At 66.3% G+C, this 17,518-nt stretch carries 12 protein-coding genes; 1 reads left to right on the top strand and 11 read right to left on the bottom strand.

What is annotated here, in order from left to right; genetic code table 11:
- The 11 genes from gltB to COW1_RS13320 all read right to left on the bottom strand — a co-directional run bounded on the left by gltB (position 1) and on the right by COW1_RS13320 (position 14,829).
- A complete protein-coding gene (gltB, locus tag COW1_RS13270) occupies positions 1 to 4,635 on the bottom strand; it encodes a glutamate synthase large subunit (protein ID WP_201344464.1) in 4,635 nt (1,544 codons plus the stop codon).
- 240 nt (positions 4,636 to 4,875) lie between these two features.
- Positions 4,876 to 6,492, bottom strand: coding sequence for an AAA family ATPase (locus COW1_RS13275; RefSeq protein WP_201344465.1), 1,617 nt, complete (start codon positions 6,490 to 6,492; stop codon positions 4,876 to 4,878).
- Positions 6,489 to 6,728, bottom strand: a complete 240-nt coding sequence (locus tag COW1_RS13280; protein ID WP_157745196.1) for a WGR domain-containing protein — start codon at positions 6,726 to 6,728, stop codon at positions 6,489 to 6,491. The genes COW1_RS13275 and COW1_RS13280 overlap by 4 nt, the downstream gene beginning before the upstream one ends.
- 85 nt (positions 6,729 to 6,813) lie before the next feature.
- Complete coding sequence (locus COW1_RS13285; RefSeq protein WP_201344466.1) at positions 6,814 to 7,965, bottom strand: deoxyguanosinetriphosphate triphosphohydrolase; 1,152 nt, start codon at positions 7,963 to 7,965, stop codon at positions 6,814 to 6,816.
- A 6-nt stretch (positions 7,966 to 7,971) separates the two neighbouring features.
- The gene (gene aroB / locus COW1_RS13290; protein ID WP_201344467.1) at positions 7,972 to 9,054 is read right to left on the bottom strand and encodes a 3-dehydroquinate synthase; all 1,083 of its coding nucleotides are present in this window, start codon (positions 9,052 to 9,054) and stop codon (positions 7,972 to 7,974) included.
- 160 nt (positions 9,055 to 9,214) lie between these two features.
- Positions 9,215 to 9,778, bottom strand: a complete 564-nt coding sequence (gene aroK / locus COW1_RS13295) for a shikimate kinase AroK (RefSeq protein ID WP_201344468.1) — start codon at positions 9,776 to 9,778, stop codon at positions 9,215 to 9,217.
- A 40-nt stretch (positions 9,779 to 9,818) separates the two neighbouring features.
- Positions 9,819 to 11,921, bottom strand: a complete 2,103-nt coding sequence (pilQ, locus tag COW1_RS13300; protein ID WP_201344469.1) for a type IV pilus secretin PilQ — start codon at positions 11,919 to 11,921, stop codon at positions 9,819 to 9,821.
- A gap of 88 nt (positions 11,922 to 12,009) precedes the next feature.
- Complete coding sequence (locus tag COW1_RS13305) at positions 12,010 to 12,552, bottom strand: pilus assembly protein PilP (RefSeq protein ID WP_231971536.1); 543 nt, start codon at positions 12,550 to 12,552, stop codon at positions 12,010 to 12,012.
- Positions 12,549 to 13,160: a type 4a pilus biogenesis protein PilO gene (locus COW1_RS13310; protein ID WP_096367421.1), complete on the bottom strand. Its 612-nt coding sequence runs from the start codon at positions 13,158 to 13,160 to the stop codon at positions 12,549 to 12,551. The genes COW1_RS13305 and COW1_RS13310 overlap by 4 nt, the downstream gene beginning before the upstream one ends.
- Before the next feature lie 2 nt (positions 13,161 to 13,162).
- Positions 13,163 to 13,741: a PilN domain-containing protein gene (locus COW1_RS13315; RefSeq protein WP_096363619.1), complete on the bottom strand. Its 579-nt coding sequence runs from the start codon at positions 13,739 to 13,741 to the stop codon at positions 13,163 to 13,165.
- Positions 13,742 to 13,758: 17 nt separating this feature from the next.
- Positions 13,759 to 14,829 (bottom strand): pilus assembly protein PilM, encoded by a 1,071-nt coding sequence (locus COW1_RS13320; RefSeq protein WP_201346108.1) that lies wholly within the window; start codon positions 14,827 to 14,829, stop codon positions 13,759 to 13,761.
- 237 nt (positions 14,830 to 15,066) lie between these two features.
- On the opposite strand from COW1_RS13320, the gene COW1_RS13325 reads away from it, so the two are divergent.
- Positions 15,067 to 17,496, top strand: coding sequence for a penicillin-binding protein 1A (locus COW1_RS13325; protein WP_242466437.1), 2,430 nt, complete (start codon positions 15,067 to 15,069; stop codon positions 17,494 to 17,496).
- Positions 17,497 to 17,518 lie beyond the last annotated feature (22 nt).

Genomic DNA, 17,518 nt, shown 5'->3' on the forward strand with positions numbered 1-17,518 from the left:
TTACTTTCCTCCGGCCGCGGCTGCCAGTTCCTGCGCCTGGGACTGTTTCATATCCTCCAGCGCACGGCGGTAGTCCACCGGCATGACCTTGACGAAGCGGGGCAGGTAGCTGTCCCAGTCGTCCAGGATGCGGCGCGCCACTTCACTGTTGGTGTAATGCAGGTGCTTGTGGATGAGCCGCTTCAGGCGCAGGGCATCGAAGCGGGTCATGTCGCTGATGTCGACCTTGCCGTGGGTCTCCAGGTCGCCGCCCTGATGCTCCAGGGCCTCCAGGGCCACGTCCTCTTCCGGCACCGGCTCGAGTTCGACCATGGCCAGATTGCAGCGCTCCTTGAAGGTCCTGTCTTCGTCCAGCACGTAGGCCACGCCGCCGCTCATGCCGGCGGCGAAGTTGCGGCCGGTCTCGCCCAGCACCACCACCACGCCGCCGGTCATGTACTCGCAGCCGTGATCGCCCACGCCCTCGACCACGGCATGGGCGCCGGAGTTGCGCACGGCGAAGCGCTCGCCGGCCACCCCGCGGAAGAAGCACTCGCCGGTGATGGCGCCGTAGAGCACGGTGTTGCCGACGATGATGTTGTCCTCGGCAGTGAAGCGGCTGACCTTCGGCGGATACACCACCAGCCGGCCGCCGGACAGGCCCTTGCCGGCATAGTCGTTGGCCTCGCCTTCCAGTTCCAGGGTGACGCCGTGGGCGGCCCAGGCGCCGAAGCTCTGGCCGGCGATGCCATTGAGCTTGATGTAGATGCTGTCCTCCGGCAGGCCCTGGTGGCCGTAGCGTCGGGCGACCTCGCCGGAGAGCATGGCGCCCACGGAGCGGTTGATGTTCTTCACCGGGGAGGCGATCTTCACCGGTTCGCCGCGTTCCAGCGCAGGTCTGGCCTGCTCGATGAGCTGCTGGTCCAGCGCCTGGTCCAGGCCGTGGTCCTGGGTCTCGCAGTTGTACAGCGGTTCGTCGGCGGCCGCGGCCGGCATATACAGAATGCGGGAGTAGTCCAGGCCGCGTGCCTTCCAGTGGTTGATGGCCTTGCGCATGTCCAGCCGGTCCAGCCGGCCGATCATCTCGTTCATGGTGCGGAAACCGAGCTGGGCCATCAGCTGGCGCACCTCTTCGGCGACGAAGAAGAAGTAGTTGACCACGTGCTCGGGCTTGCCGGTCAAGCGCTTGCGCAGTTCCGGGTCCTGGGTGGCCACGCCCACCGGGCAGGTGTTGAGATGGCACTTGCGCATCATGATGCAGCCCTCGACGATCAGCGGCGCGGTGGCGAAGCCGAACTCGTCGGCGCCCAGCAGTGCGCCCACCACCACGTCGCGGCCGGTGCGCATGCCGCCGTCGACCTGCACGGCGATGCGCGAGCGCAGGCGGTTCAGGACCAGGGTCTGGTGGGTCTCGGCCAGGCCGATCTCCCAGGGGCTGCCGGCGTGCTTGATGGAGGTCAGCGGGCTGGCGCCGGTGCCGCCGTCGTAGCCGGCGATGGTCACATGGTCGGCGTGCGCCTTGGACACGCCCGCGGCCACCGTGCCCACGCCCACCTCGGAGACCAGCTTGACGCTGATGCGGGCCTGCGGATTCACGTTCTTGAGGTCGTGAATCAGCTGCGCCAGGTCCTCGATGGAATAGATGTCATGGTGCGGCGGCGGCGAGATCAGGCCCACGCCGGGGGTGGAGTGGCGCACCTTGGCGATCCACTCGTTGACCTTGTGGCCGGGCAGCTGGCCGCCCTCGCCGGGCTTCGCGCCCTGGGCCATCTTGATCTGGATGTCGTCGGCGTTGACCAGGTATTCGGCGGTCACGCCGAAGCGGCCCGAGGCCACCTGCTTGATGGCCGAGCGCATGGAATCGCCATTGGCCATCGGCTTGAAGCGCTCCGGCTCCTCGCCGCCCTCGCCGGTGTTGGACTTGCCGCCGATGCGGTTCATGGCCACGGTCAGCGTGGTGTGCGCCTCCCAGGAGATGGAGCCGAAGGACATGGCGCCGGTGGCGAAGCGCTTGACGATCTCCTTCGCCGGCTCGACCTCGTCCAGCGGCACGGGCGCATTGGCGAATTTGAAATCGAACAGGCCGCGCAGGGTCAGCAGGCGTTCGCTCTGCTCGTTGATGGCCCTGGAGAACTCGCCGAAGGTCTTGAAGTCGTTGGCGCGCGCGGCGTGCTGGAGCTTGCCGATGGTGTCCGGCGTCCAGATGTGATCCTCGCCGCGGATGCGGAAGGCGTAGTCGCCGCCGACATCCAGCGCGTTGCGGTAGATGGGCGCGTCGCCGAAGGCGTCGCGGTGGCAGCGCACGGTCTCCTCGGCGATCTCGGCGAGTCCCGCCCCTTCGATCATGGAGGCGGTGCCGGCGAAGTAGCGGTCGACGAAGCGCTGCTGCAGCCCCACGGCGTCGAAGATCTGGGCGCCGCAGTAGGACTGGTAGGTGGAGATGCCCATCTTGGACATGACCTTGAGCATGCCCTTGCCGACCGCCTTGATGTAGCGCTTGTGCAGGTCGGTCTCCTCCACGCCCTCGGGGAAGTCGTGCAGCGAGGACAGGGACTCAAAGGCGAGATAGGGGTTGATGGCCTCGGCGCCGTAGCCGGCCAGCACGCAGAAGTGATGCACCTCGCGCGGCGCGCCGGATTCCAGCACCAGGCCGGCCTCGGTGCGCAGGCCCTGCCGGACCAGGTGATGGTGCACCGCGCTGGTGGCCAGCAGGGCCGGGATCGGCAGGCGCTCGGCGCTGACCGAACGGTCCGACAGGATCAGAATGTTGAAGCCTTCGCGCACGGCGGCCTCGGCCTGTCGGCACAGTTCCTCGATCGCGGTTTCCATGCCGGCGGCGCCGGCTTGCGCCGCATAGCAGATATCCAGGGTCTGGGTGCGGAAGGCGCCGTCGGTGGTCTTCTCGATGTTGCGGATGCGCTCCAGGTCCTTGTTGGTCAGGATCGGCTGATGCACCTCCAGGCGCATGTGGCTGCCGGCGGCGTCCTGGTCCAGCAGGTTCGGACGCGGCCCGATCAGCGAGACCAGCGACATCACCAGTTCCTCGCGGATCGGGTCGATCGGCGGGTTGGTGACCTGGGCGAAATTCTGCTTGAAGTAGTTGAACAGCGGCTTGGGCTTGTTCGACAGCACCGCCAGCGGATTGTCCGCGCCCATGGAGCCGATGGCCTCCTGGCCGGTGGCGGCCATGGGCGTCATCAGCATGCGCAGGTCTTCCTGGGTGTAGCCGAAGGCCTGCTGGCGGTCCAGCAGGGTGGCCGGATCGCCGCCGTTGCCCTCGGCGGCGGCCGGCAGGTTCTTCAGGTGGATCTGGGTCTTGTCCAGCCACTGCTGGTAGGGATGGGCGCGCGCCAGGCCGGACTTGATCTCGGCATCATCGATGATGCGGCCTTCCTCCAGGTCGATCAGGAACATCTTGCCCGGCTGCAGGCGCCACTTGGTGACGATCTTCTCCTCCGGGATGTCCAGCACCCCCATCTCCGAGGCCATGACCACCAGGTCGTCGTCGGTGATCAGGTAGCGCGCCGGACGCAGGCCGTTGCGGTCCAGGGTGGCGCCGATCTGGCGGCCGTCGGTGAAGGCCACGGCGGCCGGGCCGTCCCAGGGCTCCATCAGGGCGGCGTGATATTCATAGAAGGCGCGGCGTTCCTCGTCCATCAGCGGATTGCCGGACCAGGCCTCCGGGATCAGCATCATCATGGCGTGGGAGAGCGAGTAGCCCGCCAGCACCAGCAGTTCCAGCGCATTGTCGAAACTGGCCGAGTCGGACTGGCCTTCGGGGATCAGCGGCCAGATCTTGTCGATATCGTCGCCGAACAGCTTCGAGGCCATGGAATGCCGGCGCGCGCGCATCCAGTTGACGTTGCCGCGCAGGGTGTTGATCTCGCCGTTGTGGGCGATCATCCGGAACGGGTGCGACAGGTCCCAGGACGGGAAGGTGTTGGTGGAGAAGCGCTGGTGGACCAGGGCCAGGGCCGAGACCATGCGCTCGTCCTTCAGGTCCTGGTAATAGGCGTCGACCTGATTGGCCAGCAGCATACCTTTATAAACCAGGGTCTGACTGGACAGGGAACTGACATAGAACTGCTCCCGGCCGGGGAAGTCCGAGGCCAGCACCTGATTTTCCACCACCTTGCGGATAATGAAGAGTTTGCGCTCGAAGGCAGCATAATCGGTGCAGTTCTCACCACGTTGGATGAAGATCTGCCGGACCACCGGTTCCAGGGGCAGTACGCTCTCGCCCAGGCAGCCGGCGTCGGTGGGCACGTCGCGCCAGCCCAGCAGGTTCTGGCCCTCTTCGACCAGGGTGGCCTCCAGCAGGGCCTCGCACTCGGCGCGGCCGCGGGCATCGCGGGGCAGGAAGATCATGCCCACGCCGTACTCGCCCGCTGCAGGCAGTTCGAAGCCCAGTTCGGTGCATTCCGCGCGCAGGAAGGCGTCGGGGATCTGCATCAGGATGCCGGCCCCGTCGCCGGCCTTCGGGTCGGCCCCGACGGCGCCGCGGTGGGTCAGGTTTTCCAGGATCTGCAGGCCCTGGCGGACGATCGCATGACTCTTGCGGCCCTTGATGTTGGCGACGAAGCCGACGCCGCAGGCGTCGTGCTCGTTCTCCGGGTCATACAACCCCTGTCTGGGCGGCAATGCACCTCGGCTCATGTCAGAACCTCTCTCAATCCAATTCGAAGACTGTGGAATGACCGCGGCGGGGCAAGCCCGCATCGCTCTGGATTGGGGTGAGCGACGCGGGCCAGGATCCGTGGACACGGGTCTGCCTGTGCCCTGATTCGATAGGCAAACCCCGAGCGGTCGGCAAGTATAGCGCCGCCGATCAGGCGGTTCAAACCGACATTGAGCAGGGGTGGGCGGACGCGTTGCGGTGTGTACCCGGCAGTCGCCTCACTCGGCCGGGGGCAGTTCCGCGCGGATCTGGTCGAAGCGCCGCGGCCAGGGCTGGAGTTGGCGCAGCGCTGCGGGCAGGGCCCCGCGGGCCGCCGTGGCGGCGGCGCGATCCGGATAGCTTCCCGTGACCACGATGTGCCAGGCGGCAGCCTTGCGCCAGGTGTGAATCGCGTGCAGTTTGGCCTCGTCCCCATGGCGAGCGAGGAAGCGCTCGACCGTCTCCGGGTCGCGGGCACCCAGCAGCTGCAGGGTGTAGTGGTCCGCGGGCTGGTCGGCCAGCCAGTCCGGTGCAGGCGTGCTGTCAGTGTCGGTGGATGCGCGCGTCCGGGCAGCGGCCGCGGGTGCAGCCTCGGTCTGTGTTTGCGCCGGGGCGGCCTGCGCAGCCGGGGGTTCCGGCGCGGGTGCTGTCGCCTGCTCCCGGGGCGCTGGTGGCTCGGGCTCAGCGGCTTCCGGGGCGGGCGCCGCTGGTGCCTCGGCCGGTGTCTCCCCGACGGAAGGCGCCGGTACTGCCGGGGACAGCTCGGCCTCCAGGGCCGGTGTCTCACCGGCCGCAGGGGCCTGCGCCGGATCCGCGGGTTCGGATACGGATTCCGTGTCCGGCGGACTCGGGGTGGCGGGATCCGGACCCGGAGCCGGGGTGTCCGTCCCGGCGGCGAGCGGGTTGGCCGGCGGCAGCTGCAGGGTCTGTTCCTCCAGGCCCGGCAGCGCCGGCGCGCGGGTGTCGAGCTGCCAGAGACCGATGGCGATGCCGGCAACGGCGAGCAGGGCGAACCCGGTGAGCCAGCGCCCGCGCCGCGACCGGGACGGGCCGGCCGGACGCCGGGCTGCAGCGCGCTGCAGCCCCTGTTCCAGCAGGGTTTCGTGCGCCAGGCGGTTGAGTTCGCCGGGGCGGCCGCCAGCCGTCTTGTGCATGGCCCGCACCTCGGTCGCGCTGAAGGGGCTGTCGCCGGAATAGCCGGCGATGGCCAGCTGGTACATCAGGTAGGCCGCGCTCTGCTGCTCGTCGAACGGCGGCAGGTCCAGGGTGTGCACCAGCGACTCGCCCGGGCTTTTCAGGCTGAGCGACTGCAGGGTCGGATCGAGCTCGGGCGTGGCGAAGATCAGGATGCGCAGGGCCTTGAGGGTTTCGGCAGGGGAGCGGGCCAGTCCCAGCAGGGCCTCGAGCACGGGTGCGGGCAGGCGCTCGGCGTTGTCGATGACCAGCACGGCCAGCTGTCCGACCTGCTGCAGCCCGAGACAGTAGTGGATCAGGTCGGAGCCGAAGTGTTCGGTGTTCTCGGCGGCGGCATCGGGGTAGCAGTGTGAGAGTTGTACATAGAGCTCGGCGGCTGTGTTCACCGCTGCGCCGTCGAGCTGGCACAGGCGCCAGTGTTCGGCGGCCCGCAGCTGCAGCTGCTGCCGCAGCATGGTCTTGCCGGCGCCCGCCGGTGCACGCACATACAGCAGTTGTTCGCTGAAGCGTGTCAGGTGCTGGAGCAGGTCCAGGCGCTGCATCAGTGCCGGGTCGGCATAGAAGAAGCGCGCCTCATGGCGGTCCTGAAAGGGGTCGCAGTCGAGGTCCAGTGCGGCGACGTAATCGGGCGGTGTGTACGGCTGTGAGGCGTCCGCGTTCAAGGCTGCTCCTGTCCCTGGATGAAAACAATGCGGTAGCCGCGCCTGATCTGCTCGTCACGCAGGCGCATGAGCGCCTCCATGGCCTGATCGTGGTCGGGGTAATGATCCTTGATCACGCGGCCCCCGGCGCCCTGGTGACCCCATTCGCGGACCAGGTTCCAGCCCTCGAGCAGGTCCTCCTGCAGGTGCAGGTGATAGTAGCGCGGGGCGCTGCCGTCGGCGGCGGGTATCTGCATGTACAGGCGCATGGTTTGATGTTGTTGAGCGTGAAGCGGAATTATAGTTGACGGCCCGGCTTCAGTGCGCATGCTTGCTCACGTCTCACGTGAGTTCCTTCGGATTATACACCCTCTCGTATTCCGCAATGGCGAAACGGTCGGTCATGCCGGCGATGTAATCGGCCACGGCGCGGGCGCGGCCGGCTTCGCCCTGCCGGTCGGCCAGTTCGGCGGAGGCGTGCTGCGCTTCCTGCGGCATCAGGCGGACGTCGTCGAAAAAGGCGGTAAACAATGCCTGGATCACGCGCGTGGCCTTGGCTGTCATGCGATGTACGCGGTAATGCCGGTAGAGCTGGCTGCGCAGGAACCGCTTGAGTTCCAGGTTCTTTTCGCGCATGCCGTCACTGAAGGCGACCAGCGGCTCGGGCTGTGCGCGCACCGCCTCGATGTCGGCCGGCGCGGCGGCGTCCAGGCGGGCCCGGCTGGTTTCGATCAGGTCCACGGCCTGGCAATTGATCAGGCGGCGGACCACCTCGTGAATGCTGCGCCGTTCGGGCAGTTGCGGGTAGCGGCGCCGGACTTCTTCATACTGTTCGCGGAACAGGTCGATGGCGTTGAGCTGCTCCAGCGTGATCAGGCCGGCGCGCAGGCCATCGTCGACGTCGTGGCTGTTGTAGGCGATCTCGTCGGCCAGGTTGGTCAGCTGGGCCTCCAGGCCGGGCTGGCGTTTGTTCAGAAAGCGTTCGCCGATCTCGCCCAGCAGCCTGGCCTGCGGCAGGGAGCAGTGCTTGAGGATGCCCTCGCGCGCCTCGAAGGTGAGGTTGAGGCCGCGGAATTCGGCATAGCGCTCCTCCAGTTCATCGACCACCCGCAGCGATTGCAGGTTGTGCTCGAAGCCGCCGTAGTCCTTCATGCAGGCATTGAGCGCGTCCTGTCCGGCATGGCCGAAGGGGGTGTGGCCCAGATCATGGGCCAGGGCGATGGTCTCGGTCAGGTCCTCGTTCAGCTGCAGCGCCCGGGCGATGGTGCGCGCAATCTGAGCCACCTCGATGGAATGGGTCAGGCGGGTGCGGAACAGGTCGCCCTCGTGATTGACGAAGACCTGGGTCTTGTATTCCAGCCGGCGGAAGGCGGCCGAGTGGATGATGCGGTCGCGGTCGCGCTGGAACTCGCTGCGATGGCTCGGGGGCGGTTCCGGATGACGGCGACCGCGGGAATTGGCGTCACTGGCGGCGCAGGCGGCGTAACCGGTCATGTACCCTCACCCCGCATGGGCGGCGTCCAGGGTGGCACGCAGCAGGTCGGGGTCGAAATCACCGGTCACCACGGCCGCACCTATGCCTTTCAGCAGCACCAGCCGCAGGCCGCTGTCCATGACCTTCTTGTCGACCGCCATCAGGTCCAGGAACTGTCGGGTGCTCATCTCGCCCGGGATGCGGGTCGGCAGACCGGCCCGGGTGAGCAGCTGCTCGATGCGTTCGACCTCGCCCGCATCGAGCCAGCCCTGGCGGGCCGAGAGTTGCGCCGCCAGCAGCATGCCGGTTCCCACGGCCTCGCCATGCAGCCAGGTGCCGTAGCCCATGCCGGTCTCGATGGCGTGGCCGAAGGTGTGGCCCAGGTTGAGCAGGGCGCGCTGGCCGCTTTCGCGCTCGTCGGCGGCCACCACCTCGGCCTTGTTCAGGCAGGAGCGGGCGATGGCGAAGATCAGGGCGTCGGTGTCGCGCGCCGTGAGCAGGTCCATGTTCTTCTCCAGCCAGGCGAAGAAGTCGGCATCGCGGATCAGGCCGTACTTTATGATCTCGGCCAGGCCGGCGGCCAGTTGCCGGTCATCCAGGGTGGCCAGGGTATCGGTGTCGGCCAGCACGCAGTTGGGCTGGTGGAAGGCGCCGATCATGTTCTTGCCCAGCGGGTGGTTGACGCCGGTCTTGCCGCCGACCGAGGAATCCACCTGGGCCAGCAGGGTGGTGGGGATCTGGATGAAATCCACCCCGCGCTGGTAGCTGGCGGCGGCGAAGCCGGCCAGGTCGCCGATCACGCCGCCGCCGAGGGCGACCAGGGTGCACTTGCGGTTGAAGCGGTGTTCCAGCAGGGCATCGAAGATGCGGTTCAGGGTGTCCAGGTTCTTGTACTGCTCGCCATCGGGCAGGATCACGGTCTGGAGGTCATAACCGGACAGCCCGGCCTGCGCCGCCTCCAGATACAGCGGGGCGATGGTCTCGTTGGTGACGATCATCACCTGGCGGCCGTGGATGGCGGGCTGGAGCAGATCCGCGCGCCCGAGCAGGCCGGGACCGATATGAATGGGGTAGCTGCGTTCGCCGAGTTCGACGTACAGGGTCTTCATGGGGATGCGCTGTCTTTCGCTGTCAAATTCAGCACTATACGGACTCGGGCGGCCGCGAGTAAAGATGTGGGCAGGCAGGATGGGTGCGGGCGCGGTGCGCTGCAACCCGTCGTGCGGACGGGAGATGATGGGTTCGCCTGGCTTCGCCCGTTCTGCGCGGTCACTGGCGGCGGGCACGGTCGGAGCGGGGCCGTTGCCTGCTTCCGCACTGCCCGTCGAGCCGCTGCACGATCTCGCGCACCACATCCTTGACGCTGCGCCCGTCGGTCTCGATCACCAGGCTGGCCAACGAGCGATAGAGAGGTTCGCGCTCGGCCATCAGGGCCTCCAGGCGGGCACGCGGATCTTCGGTCTGCAGCAGCGGCCGGTTGCGGTCGCGGGCCGTGCGTGCCAGTTGCTGGTCAACGGAGGTGTGCAGGTAGATCACGGTGCCGCGGCCGGCCAGGTGGCGACGGTTGGCCTCGCGGGTCACGGCGCCGCCGCCGGTGGCCAGCACGATGCCCTGCTTGCGGGTGAGTTCGTCGATGACCTCCGCCTCGCGACGGCGGAAGCCCTCCTCGCCTTCCTTTTCGAAGATGAAGGGGATGTCCACCCCGGTGCGCAGTTCGATCTCGCGGTCGCTGTCGAGAAAGTCACGGCGCAGACTGCGCGCCAGTTGGCGGCCGATGGTGGATTTGCCGGCGCCCATCGGCCCGACCAGAAATAAATTGCCCGGCATTTTCATGCCGGGCAGGTATGCCAGAAAAGCCTGACAGGGGCAAGCGTCAGTTGACGCGCAGGCTCTGCTTGATGATCTTCGGGGTGACGAAGATCAGCAGTTCGGACTTGTCGTCCTGCTTGCGGGTCTGGCGGAACAGCACGCCCACACCGGGCAGGTCGCCGAAGAACGGCACCTTGTCGACCTCGTTGAGCAGGGTCTGCTCATAGATGCCGCCGAGCACCACGGTATCGCCGTTGTCGACCAGCACCTGGGTTTCGACGTTGCGGGTGTTGATGCTGGGCACGCCGGCGAAGACCTGGCCGACGCTGTCCTTGCTCACCCGCAGATCCATGATGATGCGGTCGTCGGGCGTGATCTGCGGGGTGACGTTGAGTTCCAGCACGGCTTCCTTGAAGCTGACCGAGGTCGCGCCGCTGGAAGAGGCCTCCTGGTAGGGGATCTCAACACCCTGCTGAATGGTGGCCTCATGCTGGTTGGAGGTGATCACGCGCGGGTTGGAAAGCACCTCGCCGCGACCCTCGGCCTGCATGGCGGACAGTTCCAGGCGCAGCAGATCCCGGCCGACGCGGCCGACCAGCAGGTTGAGCGCGCCGGCCGCATCGCCGACCGGCAGGTCGACCATCAGGGCCTCGTTGCCGCTGCCGGCGGGGTTCTCGATGCCGACCACGCCGCCCGGAGGGGCCAGGTCGCCGGGCAGGCCGCCGCCGATGATGCCGCGGGTCTCGTTCTGGTAGACGTCGTTCTTGGTCAGTCCGAGCTTGACGCCGAGATCGCGGGCGAAGTCGTCATTGGCGATCACGATGCGCGATTCGATCATCACCTGACGGACCGGGATGTCCAGGCTGGTGATCAGCCGGCGGATGTCCTCCAGCCGCTCGGCCGTGTCCTTGACCAGCAGGGTGTTGGTGCGCTGATCGATGGTGACCGAGCCGCGCTCGGACAGGATGCTGGCGCCTTCCCCGCCGCCCTCGCCCTTGAGCAGCGTGGCCAGGTCGGCGGCCTTGGCGTAGTTGACCTGGATGAATTCGGAGAACAGCGGGGCCAGTTCCTCGATCTGCTTCTGCGATTCCAGTTCCAGCTTCTCGCGCGCGGCCAGCTCCTCGCTGGGGGCGACCAGGATCACGTCATCGTTCTTGCGCATGGCCAGGCCCTTGGTCTTGAGCACGATGTCCAGCGCCTGGTCCCAGGGCACGTTCTGCAGCCTCAGGGTGATGTTGCCGCTGACGGTGTCACTGACCACGATGTTGGTATTGGTGAAGTCGGCGATCAGCTGCAGCACCGAGCGCACCTCGATGTCCTGGAAGTTCAGCGACAGGCGCTGGCCGGTGTAGCCGACCTCCTCGCGCCGGCGTTGTTCCTGCTCTTCCTTGGTGACCTGGCGCACCTCGACCGTGAACAGATCGTCGGACTGGTAGGCGATGTGTTCGTACTCGCCTTCCGGCGCGATGGTTACGCGGACGTTGTCGCCGCGGCTGCGGGTGTCGATGGTCTGCACCGGGGTCGCGAAATCGATCACGTCCAGGCGCCGCTCCAGCTCTGCGGGCAGCTGGGTGTTGTGAATGTCCAGCACCACCTTGCCCGCCTCCTGGCGCATATCGACCGGGATGTTGGGGTTGGACAGCTGGATCATGACCCGTGCCTCGCCGTCCGGGCCGCGGCGGAAATCGACATTCTCGATGCGACTGCCGGCTGCAGCGCTGCGTGCTGCGGGCTTCGGCGCATCGCTGGCGGCGGCGGCCGTGCCGGAGGCGGTGGTGATCGGGCCGCTGGCGCCGATGGTCAGCACGATGCGGTTGCCTTCGCTCTTCAGGTCATAAGGCGCGGTCTCCACCAGGTTGAACACCACGCGGGTGCGTCCCTGGGCCTCGATGGCGGTCAGGCTCTTGGCCAGGCCGACGCCGATGTTCTGCGATTTGGTGCCCAGCTGGTTGCTGGTGTTGGGGAGGTCCAGCGCAATCCGGGCCGGGTTGTCGATGGTGAAACTCAGCGGTTTTTCCGCCGGTTCGGCCATGTTCAGCGTGATCTGCACCTTGTTGCCGGGCAGGGACGAGACATCCACGCCCTGCAGGGCGTTGGTCTGGGCCGCCAGTGTCTGTGAGAACACCAGGACGGCAAGGCCGAGCAGGAGGGTATGCAAGCGGGTCATGATGGTATCCGTTCTGGTCGCGGCCTGCGGACGGCTGTGACGGTTATGGGCAAAGTGCATTGTGATCATCCTGTTTCCCCCCATGGGATCATTCACTGAGCGCGAGTGAGGCCTGGCGTTCGATCCAGCCTCCCAGCCCGTCCGGAACGATTTCCACTAACTCGATTTCGTATTCCGTTATGTTGGCGATCCTGCCGTGGTTCTGGCCCAGATAGTTGCCCGGCTGAACCCGGTGAATGGTGCCGTCGTTGGCGCGTACCAGTCCCCAGGACTGGCCGCCCTGATCCAGGGTGCCGACCATGCGCAGGGTATCCAGCGGGAAGGCCTCCAGCGCCTCGCGGGGCCGGTTGCTGTCGGGCCGCACGCCGCTGTCGCTGCGTTCGGTCAGAATGTCTTCCGGGGTGCCGCCGGCACTGGGCCGGAACGGGCTGCGCAGATCGGTCGCCTGGTAGAGAAAGGTCTCGTAGGGTTTGAACTCCGGCAGCGGCTCCACGCGTGTATTCTGCCGCGCGCGCACCTCGTCCACGTACTGGCGCAGATCATCGGTCTGGCCGCCGCTGCAGGCGGCAACCAGTGCGGATACACTCAGCAGCCAGGCAATCCGGGCGGGGCGTTCCATAGTCAATTTCACTTGCCCGCCTCCTCTTCATCCTCGTCCAGGTAGCGATAGGTCTTGGCCGTCAGTTCCATGATCAGCTGGCCCTGGCTTTCCTGCCCATCCTTGGACGGCGCAATGCCGATGTCATGAATGGTGACGATGCGGGGCAGCGCGGCCACGCCGCTGACGAAGTTGCCGAACTCGTGATAGCTGCCGCGTACGCGGATGCTGATGGGCAGTTCGGCATAGAAATCCCTGGGGATCTCGTTCTCGGGTTTGAACAGTTCGAACTCAAGGCCGCTGGCCAGGCCGGTCTGGGAGACATCGACCAGCAGTTCGGCGACCTCGGTCTTGTTCGGCAGCTGGCGCAGCATGGTACCGAAGCTCTGGCGCATCTCTTCGAGCTGCTGCTTGTAGGCCTCGAGATTGGCCGCCTTGGCCGCCTTGGTCTCGAACTCGGACTTCAGTTCCTGTTCCTTGCGCTCGACCTTCTGCAGGTTGGCCTGCTGGTCCTTGATGTCGAACCAGTAACCGAGGAAGGCCACGGCCACGGCCACCAACACAATGACGAAGATGCGCGCCGGCAGCGGCCAATTGTGTATGTTGCTGAAGTCGAGTTCATTGATCTTGCTCAGATCCAGGTTCATGAATCACCCCCGGCATCCTTGTTGGCTTCCGCGTCGGCGTTCTTCTGCTTCGCCGTGAGGGTGAACTCGGCGGAGCGGGAGCGTTCCTGCTTCCTGGTCTCAATGACCTGCAGCCCCGGATTGGCGAGCCAGTCAGAGGCATCGATGTTGCGCATGTAGGCCGAGACCCGCGCATTGGACTGGGCCACGCCGTCGATGCTGAGCTTGGTTTCGCTCTGCTGCAGCCTGGTCAGATGCACGCCTTCGGGCAGGGTGCGCACCAGTTCGTCCATCAGGTGGACGCTCATGGGGCGGTTGCTCTGCAGTTCCTGGATCACGTTCATGCGTGCCAGCAGGTTGGCCTTGGTCTTTTCGAGATCGTTGATTTCCTTGATTTCCTTGTCCAGTTTCTTGATCTCGGCCTGGAGGAAACCATTGCGGCTGTTCTGGTTCTCGATGGTCTGGGCCATCTGCATGTGCCACAGCCCCCAGATGGCGGCGCCGAACACGGCGGCCAGCACCACCTGGACCACGAAGTCCTTCTGCTGCTGAGCGCGCAGTTCCTCGCGCCAGGGTAATAGATTGATGCGTGCCATTTCCTTGTGCTCCCCCTTTAGCGCTCGTCGAAGCTGCGCAGCGCCAGGCCGCAGGCGATCATAAGTGCCGGTGCGTCATTGCTGAGCGACTGGGTCTTGATCCTGGATGCCAGCGACATGTTGGCGAAGGGATTGGCGATGAGAGTGTCGATCCCCAGCTGGTCCTGGATCAGGCTGTCCACCCCGGGGATCGAGGCGCTGCCGCCGGCCAGCACGATCTGGTCGATGCTGTTGTACTGGCTGGAGGAGAAGAAGAACTGCAATGACCGGTTGACCTGCTGCGCCATCGCCTCCTTGAACGGCTCCAGCACCTCCGGCACATAGTTGTCCGGCAGGCCGCCCTGGCGCTTGGCCATGCCCGCTTCCTCATAGGAAAGCCCGTAACGGCGCATGATCTCCTCGGTGAGTTGCTTGCCGCCGAAGACCTGGTCGCGGGTATAGATGATCTTGAGGTCGTGCAGGACGTTGAGCGTGGTCATGGTCGCGCCGATGTCGACCACGGCGACCGTCTTCTCGATGCCCTCGTCCTCAAGCTGGCTGCTGAGCAGGGAGAAGGCGTTCTCCAGGGCATAGGCCTCGATGTCCACCACCCGGGTGTCCAGGCCGCCGGCCTCGACCGCGGCCCGGCGCATGTCGACATTCTCGCTGCGCGAGGCGGCCAGCAGCACATCCACGGTATCGGGGTTGTTGGCGGAGGGGCCCAGGATCTCGAAGTCCTTGTACACCTCCTCCAGTGGGTAGGGGATGTACTGGTCGGCCTCCAGTTCGATCTGTGCCTCCATGTCGGCATCGGACAGCGAGGCCGGCATGGGGATGATCTTGGTGATGACCGAGGAGCCGGCCACGGCCACCGCGGCATGGCGGGCACGGGTGCCGGAGCGTTTGACCGCCCGGCGTACCGCCTCGCCGACGGCCTCCGCATCGGTGACGCTTTTCTCCACCACAGAGTTGGGCGGCAGGGGCTCTACCGCGTAGCTTTCCACCCGGTAGCGGTCGCCGCTGCGACTCAGTTCCAGCAGCTTGACTGCGGTGGAGCTGATGTCGAGTCCGACCAGAGGTGGCTTCCTGGACTTGAAGATCTGCGCAATCGGCACGGCGGCGTCCTTTGAATTCCTTTATTTTATCCTGAGCTTGCGCCTAAAACGTCGACTCTTGCATTAGAAGGGAACCCCAACTGTTTGTCAACAAAAGTTCTGGCTGCGCCTTCAGGTGTCGAATCAGGGTATCGGAACCAGCCTGATTTCCTTTATAGTGACGAGTCTATGGCGTGAACAAGCTGAGACGGGAATCACACTCCCCTGTTATTTCCATATCTTATGAAGATTATGCGTTTCTTGTTGTACGGGACGCTGGGCCTCGCGATGGCGGGTCTGGTGCTTGCCGCTGGCCTTTATTTTTATATCACTCCCCAGCTGCCCTCCGTTGAAGCGTTGCGGGACGTGCAATTCCAGGTGCCGCTGCGGATCTACAGCGCCGATGACCAGCTGATCGCCGAGTACGGCGAGAAACGGCGGATTCCGGTGACCTACGAACAGCTGCCGCAGCCGTTGATCCAGGCCTTCCTGGCCGCCGAGGACGACCGTTTCTTCAAGCATCCCGGGGTGGACTATCAGGGTCTGCTGCGGGCCGCGTTCGAGTTGCTGCGCACCGGCGAGAAGCGCCAGGGCGGCAGCACCATCACCATGCAGGTGGCGCGCAACTTCTTTCTCAGCAGTGAAAAGACCTATCTGCGCAAGCTCACCGAGATCTTTCTGGCGCTGAAGATCGAGCGCGAGTTGTCCAAGCAGCAGATCCTGGAACTGTATCTGAACAAGATCTATCTCGGTCAGCGCGCCTACGGGGTGGGGGCGGCGGCGCAGATCTACTATGGCGTGCCACTGGAGGAATTGAGCCTGGCGCAGATGGCGATGATCGCGGGCCTGCCCAAGGCGCCGTCGCGCGACAATCCGGTGTCCAACCCGCTGCGGGCCGAGCAGCGCCGCACCTATGTGCTGGGGCGGATGTATACCCTGGGCCATATCGACGCCGAGCAGTACCGCCAGGCCCTGACAGCGCCGATCAGTGCCCGGGTGCATGCCCGATCCAGTGAGCTGGAGGCCGCCTATGTGGCCGAGATGGTCCGCGCACACATGGTCGAGCGCTATGGGGAAGGGGCCTATACCGAGGGCTACCAGGTGCGGACCACCCTGGATTCGAGGCGCCAGCGGGCCGCGAGCCGGGCATTGCGAGCGGCGCTGATGGAATACGACCAGCGCCACGGCTACCGCGGTGCCGAAGGGCGGGTGAGTCTGCCGGAGACGGCACCGGCCGAGGCGGCACACGAGGCGCTCGACGACTTCGGCACACTGGCCGGGCTGGCCCCGGCGGTGGTGCTGGCGCTGGAGGAGCAGGCCTTCACGGCCCTGCTCGCGGATGGCCGCGAGGTGACGGTGGCGTGGGACGGCATCGAATGGGCCCGGCCCTATCTCAGTCATGACCGCCGCGGCAAGGCCCCGACGGCTGCGGCCGATGTGGTGCAGCCGGGTGACATCGTGCGCCTGCAGGAAGCCGGGGCGGGCTGGCGGCTGGCGCAGCTGCCCGCGGTCGAGGGCGCGCTGGTTTCGCTGCGGCCGGACGACGGCGCCATCCTGGCCCTGGTCGGCGGCCTGGATTACTTCCGCTCCAAGTTCAATCGCGCGGTCCAGGCCCGGCGCCAGCCCGGTTCCAGCTTCAAGCCCTTCATCTATTCCGCCGCCCTGGACAAGGGCTTCACCGCCGCCACCATCATCAACGACGCACCGGTGGTGTTCGACGATCCGGGCCTGGAGGCGCACTGGCGGCCGGAGAACTACAGCGGCCGCTTCTACGGCCCGACCCGCCTGCGCGAGGCGCTGACCCACTCGCGCAACCTGGTCTCGATCCGGCTGCTGCAGGATATCGGTGTGCGTTATGCCATCGACTTCGTGAAACGCTACGGCTTCGAGGCCGACCAATTGCCCGCCAACCTGTCCCTGGCCCTGGGCAGCGGCAGCGTGACCCCGCTGCAGATGGCGCGCGGCTACGCCGTGTTCGCCAACGGCGGCTATCGCATCGAACCCTATTTCATCGAGCGCATCCTGGATGCCGACGGCGGGACGGTGTACCAGGCTCGTCCGCCGACGGTGTGCCGGGACTGCGCAGCCGGGGACGGGGTCGAGGACGCGGCTGAGGCCGGGCCGGCGCCGGAGGGCATCGATGCCGTTCTGGTCGGTCCGCCCGAACCGCCGCCCCCGCCCCGGGCCGAACGGGTGCTGGAGCCGCGCAACAGCTGGTTGATGAACAGCCTGCTGCAGGACGTGGTCAAGCGCGGCACCGGCCGCCGGGCGCTGCAGCTGGGCCGCGGGGATCTGCGCGGCAAGACCGGCACCACCAATGACCAGCGCGACGCCTGGTTCTGCGGCTTCGTCCCCGGGCTGGTCAGCATTGCCTGGGTCGGCTTCGACGAACTGGAACCCCTGGGTCGGGGCGAGACCGGCGGCCGCGCCGCCCTGCCGATGTGGATCGACTACATGCGCAGCGCGCTCGAGGGCATACCCGAACAGCGCCGGGATCCGCCGTCCGGGCTGGTGACGGTGCGCATCGATCCGGTTACCGGCCTGCTGGCGCCGAGCGGCCGGGACGGTGCCATCTTCGAGACCTTCCGCCAGGAGCAGGTGCCGACCCGCTACAGCCGCCAGGATGCGGTCAGTGAAGACGGGGGCGATCCGCAGGCCGAAACGGTTGAGCCGTTGTTCTAGAACAGGCCCTGGGCCATAACAC

Origin of the sequence: Thiohalobacter sp. COW1 (assembly GCF_016629505.1) — a bacterium.
GTDB lineage: Bacteria > Pseudomonadota > Gammaproteobacteria > Thiohalobacterales > Thiohalobacteraceae > Thiohalobacter > Thiohalobacter thiocyanaticus_A.